At 50.7% G+C, this 19,892-nt stretch carries 7 protein-coding genes; all 7 read left to right on the forward strand.

Features of this window, described 5'->3' with window-relative positions; all coding sequences use genetic code 11:
- Positions 1 to 4 precede the first annotated feature (4 nt).
- The 7 genes from rfbB (at position 5) to ACTNB2_RS02845 (ending at position 19,848) form a co-directional block, all read left to right on the forward strand.
- The gene (rfbB, locus tag ACTNB2_RS02815; protein ID WP_441044712.1) at positions 5 to 961 is read left to right on the forward strand and encodes a dTDP-glucose 4,6-dehydratase; all 957 of its coding nucleotides are present in this window, start codon (positions 5 to 7) and stop codon (positions 959 to 961) included.
- 100 nt (positions 962 to 1,061) lie between these two features.
- On the forward strand, positions 1,062 to 4,460 hold the full coding sequence (locus ACTNB2_RS02820) for an RICIN domain-containing protein (RefSeq protein WP_441044713.1): 3,399 nt from the start codon (positions 1,062 to 1,064) through the stop codon (positions 4,458 to 4,460).
- Positions 4,461 to 4,668: 208 nt separating this feature from the next.
- Positions 4,669 to 8,232, forward strand: coding sequence for an RICIN domain-containing protein (locus ACTNB2_RS02825; RefSeq protein ID WP_441044714.1), 3,564 nt, complete (start codon positions 4,669 to 4,671; stop codon positions 8,230 to 8,232).
- Between the two features lie 116 nt (positions 8,233 to 8,348).
- Positions 8,349 to 11,828, forward strand: a complete 3,480-nt coding sequence (locus tag ACTNB2_RS02830; RefSeq protein WP_441044716.1) for an RICIN domain-containing protein — start codon at positions 8,349 to 8,351, stop codon at positions 11,826 to 11,828.
- A 30-nt stretch (positions 11,829 to 11,858) separates the two neighbouring features.
- Complete coding sequence (locus ACTNB2_RS02835) at positions 11,859 to 14,309, forward strand: RICIN domain-containing protein (RefSeq protein WP_441045700.1); 2,451 nt, start codon at positions 11,859 to 11,861, stop codon at positions 14,307 to 14,309.
- A gap of 21 nt (positions 14,310 to 14,330) precedes the next feature.
- Positions 14,331 to 18,425, forward strand: a complete 4,095-nt coding sequence (locus ACTNB2_RS02840; protein ID WP_441044719.1) for an RICIN domain-containing protein — start codon at positions 14,331 to 14,333, stop codon at positions 18,423 to 18,425.
- Between the two features lie 463 nt (positions 18,426 to 18,888).
- Positions 18,889 to 19,848, forward strand: a complete 960-nt coding sequence (locus ACTNB2_RS02845; RefSeq protein WP_441044720.1) for a glycosyltransferase family 2 protein — start codon at positions 18,889 to 18,891, stop codon at positions 19,846 to 19,848.
- Positions 19,849 to 19,892 lie beyond the last annotated feature (44 nt).

The following is a 19,892-nucleotide window of genomic DNA, read 5'->3' on the forward strand; positions in this document are numbered from 1 at the left end:
GCGTATGGAATCTAATTACAAGAACATCCTGATTACGGGCGGTTGTGGTTTTTGCGGTTCGGCGTTTGTTCGCTATGTTGTGAACAACGTTCCAAATGCGCGTGTCACCATCCTGGATAAGCTGACCTATGCTGCTAATCCTGACGGCATTGCTGGGCTTCCGGAGGACAGGGTTAAGCTTGTTGTTGGTGACATCTGCGATTCGGATTTGCTTGATCGAGTCGTTCCCGGGCACGATGCAATTATTCACTATGCCGCGGAGTCCCATAATGACAATTCGATTGTCGATTCTAGCCCGTTTATAAAAACGAATGTCGAGGGCACATACCAACTCTTGGAAGCTGCTCGTAGACACCATGTCAGGTTTCATCACATTTCGACTGATGAAGTGTTTGGAGACCTGGCGCTTGATGATCCGCGTAAATTTACCGAGGAGTCTCCTTATCGACCGAGTAGCCCCTATTCAAGCTCCAAGGCGGCATCTGACATGCTTGTGAGAGCTTGGATTCGTACCTATGGTCTGCAGGCAACAATTTCTAATTGCTGTAATAACTATGGTCCATATCAGCACACCGAGAAGTTCATTCCGCATTCGATTGCATGCGTCCGGCGCGGGGAGTGTCCTAAATTGTACGGGGACGGTCTAAACGTACGCGATTGGATTCATGTCGATGACCACGCTCGTGCTGTTTGGCTCATTTTGACCAAAGGGAGGATCGGGGAGACCTATCTTGTCGGAGCCAATTGCGAGCGCAGCAATCTCGAAGTCCTCAAGACCATTCTTAAAGCAATGGGCAAAGACGAAGACTTTATCGATTGGGTTAAGGACCGTCCCGGCCATGATCGACGGTACGCCATAGACGCTAGCAAGCTCCGCCGCGAGCTTGGTTGGGCGCCGATCCATGGTGACTTTGCAGCAGAGATTTCGCGATTGTGCTATTGCAACATGCTTTTAACCTGATTGGCCTTTCGGGGTTAAGCTGCTGCTGCTCACGAATCTCTCGTCGATGGGGCGCGCTTCTTGGCATAGAGTGTAAGCAACCGTATGAAAGGGGACAGGCATGGGCAATCGAAAAGCTATGTTTGCTTCGGTGTTTATCGTGCTTCTGTTGGGAATTTGTCTCGTTCCCGCATTTGCTGAAGACAACGTGGCTACCGGCCAAGATACAAATGCCTCCCTGGCTGCAGACCAGTTGAACGAGTCCGAGCTCGTTACCAACGAAGTTATGTCCGTGGACAGTACGTCCGATTCGAATGCATCGGATTCGACTGATGCTCTGAAACCGGAAAAGCCCAAGTCTGTCTATGATCTTGCTTCCGAGCACGTCGATGACCTTACGGATGGGTTGTACACTTTTGGCTCTTCGGTTAACAGCACTTTTGTACTTGATGTTCCTGGTGGCACGACGTCTGCTGGCAGAAAGCTGCAGTTGTACAGTGAGAACAAGACGAATGCTCAGGTCTGGCGAGTGTCTCACGATCAGAATGGCTTTGTTGTCATTGCTTCTGTCAAGGGTTGCACGCTTGATGTCCCCGGCGGCAGCGCGAGCAATAGAAATCCCGTTCAGCTTTGGTCCGATAACGGCACCCTTGCGCAGCGCTGGGTCGCAATTAAAGAAACCGATGGCAGCTACACCTTTATTTCGGCGCTCAACCAGTCGTTTGCCATTGACGTGGCGGGTGGAGTTGCCGCAAATGGCTCTGCCGTGCAGTTGTATGAGGCAAATGGTACGGCAGCTCAGCGATGGGTACTAACGCCTGCCAAAACTGAGCAGCAGCAGCTCGACGATCGGGCGGCGGCGCATCTCGCTGACCTTCCTGATGGGACATATGCTATGTTGGCCTCGAATGATTCGTTTGCGCTGATCACAGACGGCGGGTCGCTGTCCTTTGACAAGTTCGGATATTCAGGCGTTCAAACGTTCGATGTCTCAACTACGTCGGACGGGTATCGCACCATTGCGATTCATGGTGCCGGGGCGGTTCTGGATGCGGCGGGCGGCAATGACGCCAACGGCACGAAGCTGCAGACCTATGCCGCCAATGGAACCAAGGCCCAAAAGTGGATCATCGAGAAAGACGGCGAGCGCTATCGGATTGTGTCGGGCTTGAACGGACAAAAGGTCGCCGACGTCCCCGGTGGCTCTATTGTGCCCGGCGCAGGACTTCAGCTATACAGTGCAAATGGAACAGCAGCCCAATCCTTCTATTTTGTGGATCCGACGGCCGTACGTTCCGAGCTCGATAAGCTCGCTTCCGTTAACCGGGCAGTCGTCAAAGACGGAGACTATGCGATCGTTGCTGGTCCGGACTTGTCTCGAATGGTTCTCGATGTTGTCGGCGGCTCTGCTTCTAGCGGTGCAAACGTGCAGATCTATCAATCGAATACGACTGCCGCACAGCGTTGGCGTGTTTCGCATGACGATGACGGCTACCTCACAATAGCGAACGTAAAGTCTGGCAAAGTCCTTGATGTTTCCGCGGGTTCAACTTCCCTGGGAACGAACGTCCAGCAGCACGCGGCTTGTGGCGATGCGAACTATGCACAAAAGTGGATTGCGGTACCGAATGGTGATGGAAGCGTTCGACTTCTTTCTGCTGTTTGGCAACAGCGCGCACTTGACGTTGCCGGCGGCTCGCTGAACTCTCAGACAAACGTGCAGTTGTATGCTTCGAATGGAACTGCCGCGCAGCGCTTTACCTTTATTGCCGCGAACCCTGCGTCAGTTGGTCCGTGCGATGACATTTTGAAAGACAAGGGCTGGTTCGTTATTTCACCCTCTTCAAATGGCGCTGTTGCCTTTGACGTTGCCGGTGGCTCATTAAAGAACGGGGGCAACGTTCAGACATATTCCTGCAATGGCACGCTGTCCCAGCTATTTAAGGCTGAGTATCGAGACGGTTACTATGTTCTGCGTAATGCTGGTTCCGGTAAGGTGCTCGATGTTGCGGCTGGTGACGTTGTCCCCGGGACGAATGTCCAGCAGTGGGATGAAAGTCCCAACGACAACCAGCTTTTCAGTGTCATTGCCAATGAGGACGGAATCTATTCGTTCATCAATAAGGGCACAGGGCTCATGCTCGCTGTGTCCGGTTCAAATCTGGTTGTTGCCACGGCGGGAGATTCTGTCCAGACGTCGTTTGTCTTTGCCGAGCAAGAAGACCTGCTGAGCGAAGGCCTTTATGAGGTCTATCCGTCTGCAAATTCCTCCTATGCAATTGATGTCGCGGGTGCATCCGCTGACTCCGGCGCTAACGTTCAGCTCTATACCGGCAATGGTTCCTTCGCCCAAAAATGGCTGCTTAAAAAGGTGGATGGAGCGAAGAATACCTATACGTTTGAATCTGTTTGCTCAACTAACAGACTTGCTGTTTCCGGTACCAATGTTTGCACGATGGCACCGGCAGATGTGAAGGTGCAGCAATGGGTGGCGCGAATCGATCGCAATGGTATTGAGTTTGTGTCGGCGGATGACCAAGACCTTTCGCTTGATGTGAAGGGCGGTAATTTTGCGTCGACTTCCAATATTCAAGTCCACTCCTCCAATGGCTCCGCTGCGCAGAGATTCCGCCTGCGCGCTACTTCGGCAACCATCGACAATGGTACGTATTTCATCCGAATGGCTTCTCACGCGGGATCGGTTTTAGATGTTTCTGGCGGATCGCACTCGGACGGTGCAAACGTTCAGATTTGGCAGAACAACGATTCGGGTGCTCAAAAATGGAACTTCTCTCGTAACGGTGATGGCTCTTACAACATCGTAAATGCCGCCAGTGGCAAGGCTCTTGACGTAAAAGATGGGGCTGCATCTTCTGGAACCAATATCCAGCAATGGTCTAGGAATGGCAGTGCTGCCCAGCGTTGGTTTATCGATTATGTACCCGGTGGATTTAAGCTGTCTTCCGCTCTGAATGGAGCGTTCGTAATCGATGTTTCTGGAGGCAACAGCGCAAACGGAACGAACGTCACTCTGCACGCAAGTAACGATTCAAGGGCGCAGCGGTTTACCTTCAGAGCTACTACGTACGTGCAGCCGCTGCCTGCCGATCAGCAGGCAATGTATAACCGTGCGCAGTGGTATAACAGCAACACGGAATGGCTAATTTTGACTGATACCGTTGGATGCCGTACAGGTATTTTTAGGGGCTCTCGTGGTAATTGGAGGCTCTGGTCCTTCTGGCAGTGTGCTCCAGGCAAAAATGGGTCGCCAACGGTGCTGGGTGAGTTCTCTGTTTACGGAAAGGGCATTTCGTTTGGACACGGATATACCTGCTGGTACTACACGCAGTTTTATGGAGACTATTTATTCCATTCGCAGCCTTGTTATACGGGAACGTTCAATGTGATGGATCACACGATGGGCCATCGCGCGTCGGCTGGGTGCATTAGGCTTACAACCGATCACGCTAAATGGATCTATGACAACATCCCCTATGGAACGAAGGTAGTTAACTACTAAAACTACTAAGCTAGAAGGCGGCTCGCGTTTGGCGAGCCGCCTTCTTTTGACGCAAAGAGTTGCATATTGCGCTAAACCGCGATTAAATGAAGCAAAAGTTTAGGCATTTTTTCCACATGTTGGATTGCATGATGCGATGCTTAAGCAATACGAGCTCGTGGGGGATGCACTATGTCGTAGGTGTTGGCGAGGCTTTCTGGGGGATGTCATGCGTCATATAAAACGTGCTTGCACATTATTGCAAGTGGGATGTTTGCTGGGGCTGCTTCTGTCGCTGCCCATCGGGCTCAATTCGGGTTCAACGGCATTTGCCGAGACTTCTTCGACTGGGCTTTCCGCCGAAGATACTGAGCAAACCGAGGATGCCGCCGGCTCTGTTTCAGATTCACTTTCAAGCGATATTGCCCGGGAGGGTGAGTCGAGCGACGAGAACCTCGACAGTGCATCCGAGGACTCCGCTGAGGGCGTTGATCTGACAAAATATGCGACCCTTGACGCGGGTACCTACTTTCTTACCTCGACTTTGTCGGGGCATCGAGTGCTCGATGTTCCGGGCGGTTCGGTGAGTGCCGGCGCTGCGATACAGTTATATGGGAGAAATGAGACGGCTGCACAGCAGTTTGTCCTTGTTGATCTTGGCAGCCGTCAATACGCTTTTAAAAACATTAAGTCGGGGTTGTACCTTTGCTACCCAAACGATGCCTCTCGTTTCTCGGACCATCCGCGTCTTACGCAGAATACTGGCGATGATGGCGCTTGGGGCTTTGCATGGCATGCTCGACAGATTGGCGGCGGATATGTCTTTTCGCCTGTCATCGATGATGATTTTGCCATCGATATCGCTTGCGCCAGCGATTCCAACGGAACAGAAATCCGTCTCTATCAATCCAATGAATCCGTTGCTCAGACGTTTACGCTCGAGAAGCCCAAGGCTACTATCCTCGCCGAGCTTGCTGCCGCCCACGCCTCCGACCTCGCTGACGGTACCTACTATATTCGCTCGGCAAAAAGTCCCTGGCAGACGCTTGATGTTGCGGGCGGATCTAGGTCATCGGGTGCGAATGTCCAAATATATGCTCTCAACGCCACAGGTGCACAAACGTGGATCGTTTCTCATGATCAAAATGGCTTTGTCACATTAACCAACAGTGGTTCCGGTCTTGTTCTTGATGTTTCTGGCGGAAGCGCTCAATCTGGAACGAACGTCCAGCAATATGCGTCGAATGGTTCTGCCGCTCAAAAATGGATTGCCGTTAAGGATGGGGACTCAATCAAGCTGGTGTCCGCACTTGATCCGTCGATCTGCCTTGATATCGCCGGCGGCAATACTAGTAACGGCACGAATGTGAGAACTTGGTCGGATAACGGCACGATTGCTCAACGTTGGACATTTTTCAATTTAGATGTTCAGCGCGAACAACTGGATGCGCTTGCCCAGCAAAATGCTGGCAATATTGCTGATGGACGCTATGTCTTGGCGCTTGGCGTCGGAGGAGCTAAGGTTCTGGACGTGAACGGTGGCTCTAAAGCCAACGGCGGCAATGTTCAGTCGTATGTTTCGAATATGACAGCGGCTCAACAGTGGGACATTTCGCATGATGAACTCGGCTATTTGATTATCAAAAATGTTTCCTCTGGCAAGGTGCTTGATATTGCGGGCGGTTCTTGTGCGTTGGGGACCAATATTCAACAGTATTCATCCAATGGATCGCGTGCACAGCGCTGGATCGCCGTTCCCTCGGTGCCTGGTGGCTCGTTCCGGTTGCAGTCCGCAGTTCTGCCCGATCTTGTTCTAGATGTTGCAGGCGGATCTTCCTCGAATGGTGCCAATATTCAAACATATGCGAGCAACGGTACCGCCGCCCAAAACGTTCGTTTTGTATCGGCCGTTCCCGATGTAGCCCCCTCCGACGATCTTGGTTTGGACGGTTGGTTCACTATTTCTCTGGCATCGGATTCATCTCGTGTGTTTGATATCTCCGGAGGGTCCTCTTCTAACGGGGCAAACGTCCAGACTTATGCTGCTAATGGCACGTTTGCTCAGGTCTTTAAATTTGTATATGAGAATGGCTACTATCGAATCGTGAACGCCCAGTCTGGCAAGGCTCTCGATGTCGATGGTGGCAATGTGTGCCCTGGAACAAATGTCCACCAATGGAGCGGTGACGGCAATAACGCAAATCAGCTGTTTTCCATTGTTCGTAACGATGACGGTTCCTATACGGCAACGAATAAAGCAACCGGATTGGTCTTAAGCGTTGCCAACTCTAATGTGTACGGAGACATCCCGTCTGATAACGCATCGCAGCGTCTTGCCTTTACAAAGCTGACTTCGCTTTTGCCCGAGGGTTTCTTTATCATTTCGAGCTCTGCTTCCTCCTCTGCGGTTTTGGACGTTGCAGGCGGCTCGGCCAGTGATGGCGCTAACGTTCAGCTCTATGGAAGCAACAAGTCGATTGCTCAGAAATGGAAAGTTGCCAAGGTTGCCGACCAAGATAATACTTATACCGTTGAAAGCCTGGTGTCTGGCAAGGTCTTAACGGCAGATGAAGATGGCAACGTCTGCGTCCGATCTTTTGATTATGCCGACGCTCAGCTTTGGACCGCCCAGATTGACAAGGGCGGTGTCAACTTCGTTAACGTTGCAACCGGCAAGGTCCTAGGTGTCGTAGGTGGCTCAACAGGCAACGGAACTAATATTAGGACGTATGATTCTAACGGCACCTTGGCACAGTCTTTCAAGTTATCTGCTTGCTCGTTAGTTGATGCGGGTACCTATGTTATTGCCGCTGCTTATAACCGTTCTAAGGTGCTGGACGTGGCGAGCGGCTCTCGTTCCAACGGTGCTAACGTGCAGCTTTGGTCTTCCAATGATTCTGGCGCTCAAAAATGGATCGTCAGCGTTAACTCGGATGGAACCATTTCGATTCAAAACTGCCGAAGCAAAAAATATCTCGATGTCCTGAATGCTCAGGGTGCTTCGGGCGCTAACGTTCAGCAGTGGCAGGGGAATGGAAGCTCCGCTCAGCGCTGGCGTGTTGATTACGTGGGCGGCGGCTCCTTTGTCATTCGTTCTGCGCTTAACGGCTCACTCGTTTTGGATGTGAACGGGGGTGCGCTTAATGATGGAGCCAATATCCAGATTTTCGCTGCTAACGGCTCCGACGCGCAGGGATTTTACTTTGCCCAGACGAGCTATACGCCCGAGGCGGTAGATCTGGCTGTCCCAGTTTACAATCAGTACTCCGTTGGTCTTCCCAACGGCTGTGAATCGGCGGCCCTGACCAATGTCCTTAACTATTACGGTTTTGGTGTTGGTCCGTGCGAGATGGCAGATCGATGGATCCCCCGTAGCTCTTGGGACTTTGTCTGGTGCTTCTGGGGAGATCCTCACAGCTATAACAATGGTAACGAGATCTGCGCTCCTGGACTCAATAGGGCTGCCAATAATTTCCTGGCAAGTAGGGGGAGCAACCTGCGTTCGTACGACGTTTCGGGAACCTCTCTGTATGACCTCTGCAGTTACCTGGATGATGGACATCCGGTTATTATCTGGACTACCGTGCATCAGGGCAACGTTGGAAATATTTATGCCCGCCAGGGTGGATATTTTGCCTGCGCTAACTCTCATACGGTTGTTCTGAAGGGTTATAACCCTCAAACAAACAAGGTCATGATCTCCGATACCATCGATGGCTATACCACCTACGATCGAGATTGGATTGCTTGGGTTTACCAGCAACGAGGTGCGCAAGCGGTCGTTATTAAGTAACCAATTGCAATAATATTGCGGCTCATATCAACTATTATAGATTCAGTGTTAATTTGAATCGGGGGTCTGATATGAGTTGCAGCCGATATACCCGTGGCCTAGCTGCTATTTCGGTAGTGGCTTTGGCTGCGGGTCTTTTTGTTTCCTCCGTTGGAGTATCTCCGTTATTTGCCGAAGAAGTGTCCACGAACGGACCCGACGCTAATCGAGTAATCGAATTGGGTGCAGCCGATGACGGTGCCGGTAGCTTAGCTCCGAATAGCTCGACTGTGCTATCTAGCGAGGGGCGATCTGAAGACTCGTCGACATCTGCCGCCGAATCGGCCGATGGTACGACGCCTCAAGATGCTGAGACCGTTGAGGGCTTAGCCGTCAAAAACAAGGGGTCGCTTTCTGACGGTGCGACCTATGTTTTTGCTTGCAGCAATGCCTCGCGCAAGGTGTGGGACGTTGCGGGCGGATCTTCCTCAAATGGCGCTAATGTTCAGATGTACAACTCGAATATGACTAAAGCTCAGCGCTGGTTAGTGCATGAGGACGAGAACGGGTTTTTAACTTTCGAAAACACCGGTTCCGGCTTGGTGCTTGATGTTTCTGGTGGTATAGCCGAGTCTGGTCGTAATGTTCAGCAGTATGTGGCTAACGGTACGCGCGCGCAAAAGTGGATTGCCGTTAAGGACGCCGATGGAGGCTTGACGATACATTCCGTCCTTAACTTTGATTACGTGCTCGATATCGCGGGCGGCAGCTCTGCTGATGGAGCTAATGTTCAGCTATATAAGGCCAATCAGACCGCCGCGCAGCTGTTTTTTGCAATCGACTCCAATCCGGTCGTTGACTCTTTAGGGCAGAACGTCGCCGACGGTGTTTATTATTTTGAATCTGCTGGGTCGGTTCTCGATGTGAAAGGCGCTTCTGCTGAGTCCGGTGCGACTCTTCAGTCGTATGCAAAGAACGATACCGTTGCACAGGCGTTCCGTCTTACGTATGACAGTACATCCGGTTATTACACGATCGCTTCGCTTGTTTCGGGCATGTTGATTGACGCCGATTACGGTAGCGTCGTACCCCGTGGCGCCGCCCATCTCTACGGATCACTTGATGACACCGGTTCATATACAAAGAATCGGTTTTGGATCCTTGAGCCTTCTGGAGAGGGTTTTGCCATTAAAAACGCTGCTAATGGGTTATATCTTTCGTTTGAAAGCGGCGTCGCCGTCACCTCGACTGATGCCGTCACCTGGACTTTGACGCAGACGAAGGGCTTTACCTGGACGCAGGCTGATGTCGATGCCTTCGCTGCTGCACAGGGTTTGCAGATCCCTGATGGAACTTACGCCCTCGGCATGGACTCATCACCGCGAAGTGTTGTCGATGTTTCTGGTGGATCTGCTTCGAATGGCGCTAACATCCAAATCTATGCCTCCAACAACACCGCAGCTCAACGCTGGGTCATTAAGAATACGCTCGACTCAAATGGCCAGCCTACCGGCTATGTGACGATTGCTCATGCAGGAACCTCTTCGGCCCTCGATGTCACGGGTGGAGGCAAAAAGTCCGGCACCAACGTTCAGCAATATGCCGTGAATGGCACTGCCGCGCAGCGATGGATTCCTGTTAAGCAGACAAATGGGTCATTCGTATTTTATTCCGGCCTTGGACGAAATCTTGTTTTAGACGTAAGCGGCGGAAGCGTCTCTAATGGCGCAAATGTTCAAATTTGGACAGCAAATGGCTCTGCAGCGCAGCGTTTTATCGCCATCGATGCTAATCCTCATGTCACGGCGGGCACCCAGTCGGTTGCGGATGGTATGTATCAGATCAATTCCGTTTCCGATTCTTCCAAATGCCTTGACGTGACGGGAGGTTCTGTCTCCAACGGTGCCCGAATTCAAACGTATGCCATAAATGGCACCATGGCTCAGTGTTTTAAGCTTTCGTACGATTCCGCCACGGGTTTCTACTCGATTCGTTCCGCGAAGTCTACCAAGGGACTTGATCTTGATAACGGCGATATTTTCCCGGGCGCAAAAGTTCAACAGTGGGATTTCCCCGGCCTTGGCTCAAATCAGCAGTGGCGTATTGAGCCCGATGGAGATAGCTATGTAATCCGTTCCGTTGCGAGCAATCTGGTGTTGGAACGTAAACCCGATGGTTCCGTGACGACTGCCTATGAGTCCGGCAGTGCTGCACAGCATTGGACTTTCGAAGTCTTTACCGTTTCGCTCGATGAAGGCTGCTACTCCATCTGTTCGGATTCTACGGGTAAATATCTCGACGTTACCGGTGGCTCCTATGCAGATGGAACCCTGCTGCAGGTCTATACGGGAAACGGCACCTTGGCTCAGAAGTTCTGGGCTCGCAAGGATGGTCAGGGCTATTATTCGTTCCAATGCGCCAATTCCGCTAAGTACCTTTCGGTACGAGAGTCTGATGGCGCTGTTCTTCAGGCCTCTGATAAAGATGCCGACGAGGCCAAATGGTCGATTGAGATTTGCTTTGGAAAGGGTATTGCCCTTAAGAATAAAAAGACCGGTAAGGTACTGTCCATCTCTGGTTCTGGCGGATCTGTTGTCTGCGTTGACGAGAACGGGGCCACGTCGCAAGGGTGGAGCATCACGTCCGTCCCCCTTATTTCTGACGGTTTCTATGAGTTCGCTCCCATGCATGCAACTGGACAACGACTTGATGTGACTGGTGGCTCTCGCTCGAATGGCGCAAACGTTCAAATATATGTTTCTAACGGTACGCTAAGCCAGCGTGTTTGGGTCCGTAGCGTCGGTGGCGGCTGGTACTCGCTTACGGTTTGTTGTTCTGCTTACCCACTTGATGTTCTCAACTGTTCTGATGCGGATGGCACGAACGTCCAGCAGTGGCAGTGGAATGGTTCGAATGCGCAAAAGTGGCGTTTCGAAATGGGGGAGAGCGGAATCAAGATTGTTTCGGCTTGCGGCAATAAGGTCCTGGAGGTAAGCGACGGGGCTACCGCGAATGGAGCCAATGTCCTGCTTTGGTCTTATACGGGCTCCGCTGCTCAGTCTTGGCGCGCTCTCTCTGCTGAGCGTCCTGCGAAGATCGGTTATCAGAATCCTTCGAACTATCCGCAGGTAAGTAGCTTGACGGTGAAGCTTCCGAGCTATTGCACGGGCGAGTTCACCTATGTTACGCCGTCTCGTATTGCGATCGATGCCACGCGAGACGACTGCGTCAATGCCTTTATCCAGCGCGCCTATGAGTATGTTGGCACGAAGTACATCGAGCCCTACTCTACCGCGCCTGGTGGTGCCGTTGATTGCTCTGGCTTTGTGCTGCAGTGCCTCTATGCCACGGGTATGGATATGGGTATCTACAACCCCTATAACCATCGTTGGCTTGCATGGCAGACGTATAACTCTATGAATTGGTACAATAACGGTACTTTTATGCCGGTAAGTGTTAGCAGTATGCAGCGCGGAGACGTTATTTATTATCGCGGACATATCGCCATCTATTTGGGGGATTGGCGCATGATTGACTCTTGGCCGCATCAGGGTGTCGGTGTCCATGGTGTTTACGAGCGCGGCAATCCCATTGGTGCTGCACGCCCGTTCGTATAATCCAATTTTGTTTATCGAGGTCCATTAGAGATGAAAAAATCAGTTCTGTTCATGCCTTTTATTCCTGCATGCTTCGCGGTTGCTGCCTTGTGCTCTCCCATTCAGGCGTACTCAATTGAGTTGGCTACCCCGAATGATGAGGTCCTATTTTCTTCGGTAGTGTCTACTGATGATGCTTCGATCGAAGCCGATGGTGCTTTTGAAAAGGATTCCGAGGGGTCCACGGAAGATGCCGGCGATATCACTCCTGGCGATGCACAGACTCCTGCAATGGGTGATGACGGGGCTGACACCTCTTCTCCTGCCCCGGCTGCTCCTGCTGAGCCTTCTGCCCTGCCTTCGAATCCGCAGATTTCCGACTTTCCTGCAGTGGACATCGATGAGGGCGTCTATGAGATCTCTAACGCCGGCTCAAATAGGGTCCTCGATGTCTCGGGTGGCTCATGCGATAACGGAGCTAACGTCCAGCAGTATGGTCAAAACGGCACGCCCGCTCAGCGCTGGAGAATCGAGAAGTTTAATGGGCATTATTTGCTCGTAAATGTCGCGAGCGGCAAGGCACTCGATGTGTCTGGTGCTAACGGTGCAAACGGCACGAATGTTCAGCAATATGTTATCAATCACACGAATGCGCAGCTTTGGGACTTTGTTGCCCGTCAAGATGGCGGCTATTTTATAAAGTCCTGCCTTGGCGACTATGTGCTCGATATTTCTGGCGGTAGCGTTGCCAATGGGGGAAACGCACAGGTTTATAGCTGGAATGCTACGAATGCGCAGGTCTGGAATCTCGTTAAGATCGCTCAGACGATCGATGACGGACTGTATCGACTTGGCTCCATGCTCAACGGCGGTCAGGTTGTCGATGTCACAGGTGGCTCTTTGAGCGATTCGGCGCAAACTCAGCTTTATGGTTCCAATGATACGCTTGCTCAGTATTGGACGTTTACGTATAACAAGTCGACGGGATATTATACGGTCCGCTCTGCGGTGTCGGGTAAGGTTCTTGATTGTCGCGGTGGTGGCGTTTCGAATGGAACTGCGGTCCAACAATATGCCGAAAACGGTACGACTGCTCAATGGTGGCGCGTCGTTGTTAACTCCGACGGCAGCGTGTCTCTTATCTCCGCGAAAAGTGGGTTGGCCCTTGATGTTACAGGGGCTAATTCTGCCAACGGAACTAAGCTGCAGCTCTATTCCCAAAATGGAACGCTCGCGCAAAAATGGACGCTGTCGGTTCCGACGGTATTTGTGCGTGACGGACTGTACGAGATCTACTCTCGCGTAGACGGCAACCGTCTCATCGATGTCTCTGGTGGATCGAAGGCGGACGACGCTAAATTACAGGTCTGGAATCGTAACGGCACTTTGGCTCAGAAATGGTCGGTTAGTGTTTGCGACGATGGATCAGTTCTTATCAAGGGCGCAAATTCGGGTAAGTACCTTTCGCAAAGCGACGGCAAGCTGATGAGTGCTAAGGAGGCGGTGGAGGGTTCTCACTGGATTCCGCGTGTGTCTCCAATGGGCGGTCTTGTTCTTGTGAATGCAGTCTCGGGTGCTGTGATTGATTTGACAGGTGGCAATGCCACTGTGGGCACCGCGATTCAGATGTACGTCAATAACTTTACGGCTGCTCAGGCATGGCGTTTTGTTGCGGCTTCACTTATTGACGATGGTTATTATGTTGTGGTGAACCAATCGAGCGGTAATCGTGTTCTGGATGTTGCCGGCGGATCCAGCAGTGCCGGGGCACGCGTACAGCTGTATACTGCTAATGGAACGAACGCGCAAAAGTGGTATGTCCGTTCTTTGGGAAACGGCGCCTACAGTCTGACTGCCTTTGTATCTGGGAAGGCGCTCGACGTGCCGAGCGCTAACGCATCTAATGGCGCTTCTGTTCAGCAATGGGACTGGAATGGTTCTGGTGCACAAAAGTGGCTGCTTCGCCTTGCCGATTGTGGCGGTATCGCAATTTATTCGATGCTTGCTGACGGTTCTTTTGCGTTGATGGACAGCGACAACGGTCTTATTCTTGGTAACGGTGGCGGTGACTCATGGCGCTTCGATACTACGAATGTTTCTGAGCAGCCTTACGCTGATGCTAACGGTGCGCAAAGGCGACTCGTCGACATTGCTTTTTCCACTCCTACCCCTGGTGCCAATCTTTGCTCCGAGTGGATTTCGAGGGTGTTTAATGCAGCCGGCTATGGCTATGCATACGGCGATGCCTGCGACATGTTTTGGTCTTATTGCCACGACAGCAACCGTGCTAATTTGAAAGTTGGTATGATTGTCGCTGTTCCGTCCCATTCCCACAATTGGGCGGGCTCTAGGTGGGGCCATATTGCAATCTATATTGGTGATGGCAAAGTTATTGAGAATATTGGTCGAGTTAACGTTCGCGGACTTAATGACTGGGTCAATTATTATGGAACCACGTATACGCCGCTTTGGGGTTGGTATCGCAATATCGCCCTATGTTAGTTTGGATTTAGGTTGATGGTTATGCGCAAGAAAACTTTTCTCGCTTCGTCGCTATTGGTTGCTCTCGGTCTGCTTTGCAGTCTGGGGGCAACCCCTGTTTTTGCCGACGATGGTTCGCTTCCGGTCGATGCGTCTCTAGAGGAGCGTCTTGCCTATGGCGAGGCACATCCCGCGGATGATTCCAACGACTATACCGCCGGCAGCTCGATGGATGGTGAACCGCTTGCCGCAGCGCTCGACGGTCGTTCTGCAAGCGGGTCTCCCTATTGGGGCGGCACGAATGCTTCTAAAGTGTTCTATAACGGGTATGGTGAGGTTTTTGCGTCTCCAGCGTTAAAGGTCATTGATGTTTCTGAGTGGCAGGGGTCGATTGACTGGAATAAGGTTCAAAATTCTGGCGTTGATGCTGTAATTTTGCGCTTTGGTTATTCGACGACCCATTTTGACAAACAGTTCGAGCGCAATTTGCGTGAGGTTCGCCGCTTGGGAATTCCTTTTGGCGTGTATATCTTTAGTACGGCTCAGAATTCGAATGATGCTACGGGCGAAGCTTATTTTACGCAGCAGATCGTAAGTAAGTACAGTCTGTATGATCTATCGCTGCCGATTTTTTATGACCTTGAATCGTTCTATGACAGCAACGGTAATGCGATATCGCCTAATAGCGCCTCTGCGTACGAGGGCATCGTGAATGCGTATTTTAATACGCTCTCTGGTTTTGGCATTAACAACGTATCCATTTATTCTGGTCGTTGGTACGCGGATACGTATCTAAAAGCTGCAAGTGTGCGCCCCCGCGTGTCTTGGATTGCGGAATATGGCCCCAAGCTCAGAACTTCGTTTAGTTGCGCCGGACAGTACGGATGGCAGTACACTTCGTCGGGGCGACTTGACGGCATCACCGCCAACACTGTTGACATGAATGCTTTTTCCTCGGCCGATTTTGTTAACGTAGTTAATCTGCCCGATCATGCTCTCGCAGACGGGACTTACTATATTGATTCGATAGCAAAGGATTCCTCGAGTGTTACTGTTGGTGATGACGGGCAGCTTTCTTTGTTCCATGCTCAAGGGTCTTCAAACCAGCGCTTTATTCTTGAGTCGTCTGGTTCCGGGGCCTATCGAATTAAGTGCGAATCTACCGGACAATATCTATCCGTTGCCGGCGACAATGCGCAAAGTGGTTCTTCGGTTATTCAAGCCGCTTATGCTCAAGACAATCGTCAGCTTTGGCATATTCGTGTTGCCGATAGCGGATTTTATATTCAGTCCGCTCTGGGTAACTGGGCGCTCGATCTTTGCAACGGTAGCACTTCGGATGGTACTTCGGTTAGGATTTGGGCTCCGAATAAATCGAATGCCCAGCGTTTTACCTTTGCCTCTTCCTCGACCGTAGAGACTGACAAAGCTTTTGTTATTAAGAGTGCGCTTAACCCGCAGCTGGTCATGGATATCAACGGCGGGTCTTCTGATGATCGTGCACGTCTTCAGATTTACACTGCCAACAATAGCCAAGCGCAGATGTTTACCTTTAAGCAGGTCGGTAACGGCCTGTATGAAATTGTAAACGTTAACTCTGGCAAGCCCTTTGAGGCTCAGGGGGGCTCCGTTTCTAACGGTGGTGCCATCTCTCAATACTCTTCTAACGGCACCAGTGCGCAGCATTGGTCTGTTATTGACTGCGGTAATGGCGTGTATTCATTCATAAACTCTAAGTCCGGCAAAGCCATTGACGTTCCTGGTGCTAATGGCGTGAGTGGGTCCGCGCTGCAAATTTATACCTATAACGGATCTGATGCTCAAAAATGGACGCTTGCTTCGGCGCGCACCGTTCGCCAAGAGCTTGATGATCTTGCTGCTTCCAGCAGAGGGCTTGTAAGGGAGGGCGTCGAATACGCTATTGGTTCCATATCTGAGCGGCAGGTCCTCGATATTTCCAGCGGATCTACGAAGTCCGGTGCAAATCTGCAGGTGTATGCATCTAACGCTACACCGGCTCAGCGCTGGACGTTCTCATATGACAAGAATGGCTATGTAACCATTACCAATGTTGGATCGGGCAAGGTTCTAGACGTCTCCAGCGGCAGCAAGAAAGCTGGCGCAAATGTTCAGCAGTACGCGTCTAACGGCTCTTGGGCTCAGAAGTGGATTCTCGTTGATTGCGGAAATGGTTTCGTTAAGATTTGCTCTGCGCTTAAGACCGGCTTTGTCTTGGATCTTGCATCTGGGGCTACTTCCAACGGGACGAATGTCCAGGTCTATGATGATAATGGCACCAATGCCCAGCGTTTCCGCCTGTATACAACCGGAGATGTTTCTAAGGGTCAAACAATTGATTCTCAGTCTGCTATCGTAACGACACCTGATGGCCGTGTTTTTGATGTGACCGGCGGTAGCATGGATAGCGGTGCCGCTATCCAGCTGTATAGCCCTAATGGAACTATTGCTCAGGGATTTGGCTTTGAATACGATGCCGACAAGGGTCTTTACGCAATCAAGTCTGCGAAATCTTATCGCTATTTATATGCCCAGGACGGAGATATAGTTACCGGTTCTGCTGTTAAGCAGGGGAGTGCCTCGCCCTCGTCTTCTAATTATTACTGGGCTATCGAAGATGCCGGTAGTGGCTCGTATCGTATCGTTAACGCTGGTTCTGGTTGTGCTCTAGGTGTAAACGCCTCCGGTAAGCTGGTCACGGTTTCCAGGGGCGATTCCCGTGAGCTTTCTGTTGCATTTGCACCTTCTGGCTTTAACTGCTTGCGCTCCGAGCAAGACGCTGAGGCCACGGCACACGCATCCGATTTGGCAGACGGCGAGTATCTCATAAGCTCGAACAAGAACTACTCGCTTGTTTTGGATGTCACTGGCGGCTCGAAAGGCAATAGCGCCAATATCCAGCTGTACAGGTCGAACATGACCAATGCGCAGCGTTGGGTCGTTTCCCATGACGGTAAGGGCTATGTTACGTTTACGAATGCTGGCTCCAATAAGGTGATCGATGTCGCTGGAGGAAACGCTTCCGCAGGAACAAACATTGCCCAGTACGCCTCCAACGGCACGTATGCTCAAAAGTGGATTGCCGCCAAACAGTCTGATGGCATGTATCTCATTGAGAGTGCGCTGAGGCCCGGATTATATCTTGGATCGAGGGGGTCCGGCGTATCCAATGGTGTAAACGTTGAGCTGAGCTCTAATGAGGGCGCCTCTCACTTTGCCCTGTTGAGCACGTCCCCGTCGGTCACAAAATGCGACGATATCCTTCCGAAGGGTTATTTCACGCTAAGCCCCGCTTGTAGTTCCACTGGTAAGGTCATTGACGTTGCTGGCGGCTCAAGCTCCAATGGGGCAAATGTTCAGCTTTACAACAGCAACGGAACGTTTGCCCAGCTGTTTAGCTTTGAATATTTCGATGGCTACTATGTTATCCGTAATGCAAAGTCCCAAAAGTCGCTCGATGTTGATGGCGGCAATCTTATTCCTGGCACCAATGTTCAGCAGTGGGCCTGCGATTCCGATAATGCCAATATGCTATTTGCTGCGATCGATAATGGCGACGGCACGTACTCTTTTGTGAGCAAGTCAACTGGTTTGGCTTTGGATATTGTTGGAGCTTCTGATTCTGTTCAAGCTAATTTGGATGCATTTCTTCCCAATGGAAGTGCCGCTCAAAAGTTCTCGCTTCATCGGGTTAGTGAGTTTTTGGACGAAGGCGCCTTTTCATTCGAGTCGGCCACGAGTTCAAAAGTCCTGGATGTTGCCGGCGGATCTATGGAGGACGGCGCTACGGTTCAGCTCTATACGTCAAATGGTACGCTCGCTCAAAAATGGTATGTGAGCAAGGTGGCTGGGCTGGAAAACGAATACGAGATTAAGTGCATCGGCTCAGGAAAAGTGCTCTCTCTGACTGATGGGGGAAAGCTTGTCCAGCTGACATCTAGCGGTGCGAACTCTCAGCGGTGGCACACTACACTCTCTGGTGGCAGGATCGCTCTTCAAAATGTAGCTTCAGGCCAGTATCTCTGTGCTTCTGGCTCCTCCGCGTCATTGGGAATGGTCGATTCCCTTGAATTGCCGGGCGTTCGGTTTGAAGTGAGGAATGTCGGGGGTTCTTTCTGAAAGGTGTTATTACATAAGCCTGTGTTTTGAGTTGAGTGCAAATTATTGTTACGTAAGATGGATGCAACTGTGGGATTATTCGATTCGAAGGAGACGTCGGTCAGGATATGGGGCGCTCGAGAAGTTGAGTCAATAAGGCATTGTTTCGGGGGTCGGTTCAACAGTGCGCTTGGTTGAACGATACGGCCTGGTTATAGGAAACCGGGAGTGTAATAAGTGCTCGGTGGCTATTGGGCATATGGGTATGACGACAAATTCGTCTCCGTATGCTACTCTTAATGTGTATGCGCAGTTTATGATAGCGCTCAGTGGATCCAATGGCTGGAGTCACCCGACGGTAGGGGATAATGTCGAAATTCATAAGTGGTATTCAATGGCAAGGACTCCCGCTGGAATGGGTGTAAACTAGCTGGACGCTAATGTGTTTCACTATTTGGTGAATTAGTTTTATGGTCGTGATTTCATGAGTCTTCTTTCCGTGGTAGTTCCGTGTTTCAATGAGGAGGAGTCGCTTCCTCTGTATTATCCAGCCTTCTGTAAAGTCGCAGATCATTGGCATTCTGTCGATTCAGAGGTTTCGTTTGAGCTGATATTTGTCGATGACGGTTCGTCAGATAAAACACTTGATATCTCAAAATCGCTTGCAGCAACAAACGACAGAGACTATTTGATTGTTAGATATATCTCCTTTTCAAGAAACTTTGGAAAAGAGTCCGCAATATACGCCGGTTTTCAAAATGCTAAGGGAGATTATGTCTGCACCATGGATGCGGACTTGCAAGATCCCCCCGAATTGCTTCCGGATATGTATCGTATTCTACAAAATGAGGATTTTGATAGCGTAGCTACTCGAAGGGTGAATCGTGAGGGTGAGCCCCCTATTCGGTCATTCTTTGCCCGAGCTTTTTATAGAATTATTAATAAAATATCTGATGCTGACATTGTCGATGGTGCACGAGACTATCGATTGATGACGAGACAAATGGTTGACTCGATTCTTTCTTTGGGCGAGTATAATCGGTTTTCAAAGGGTATTTTTGGCTGGGTTGGTTATAAAACTAAATGGCTCCCTTACGTTAATGTTGAGAGGGCTGCTGGTGAAACACACTGGAGTTTCTTCTCTCTTTTTAAATATGCGTTAAGTGGTATTGTCGCTTTTTCTACCGTACCATTGTCTCTTGCTTCATGGATGGGTATTGCCTGCTGCATTTTCTCTCTAGCTGCCAGTGTTTTCATTGTTATTAAAACTGCTTTATTTGGCGATCCAGTTGGCGGCTGGCCAAGTCTCGCATGTCTTATTACCTTACTCGGCGGAATTCAACTTCTTAGTATCGGTATTATTGGCCAGTATCTATCTCGTACCTATCTTGAGGTCAAAAAGCGTCCGATTTATATCGTTCGAGAAAGCAATTGTTTAAATTAGATTATTGATGGGTGTTAAATGCGGTCGCTTGTATCAAATTTGCG

Origin of the sequence: Collinsella sp. HCP28S3_G2 (genome assembly GCF_052065125.1) — a bacterium.
Lineage (GTDB): Bacteria > Actinomycetota > Coriobacteriia > Coriobacteriales > Coriobacteriaceae > Collinsella.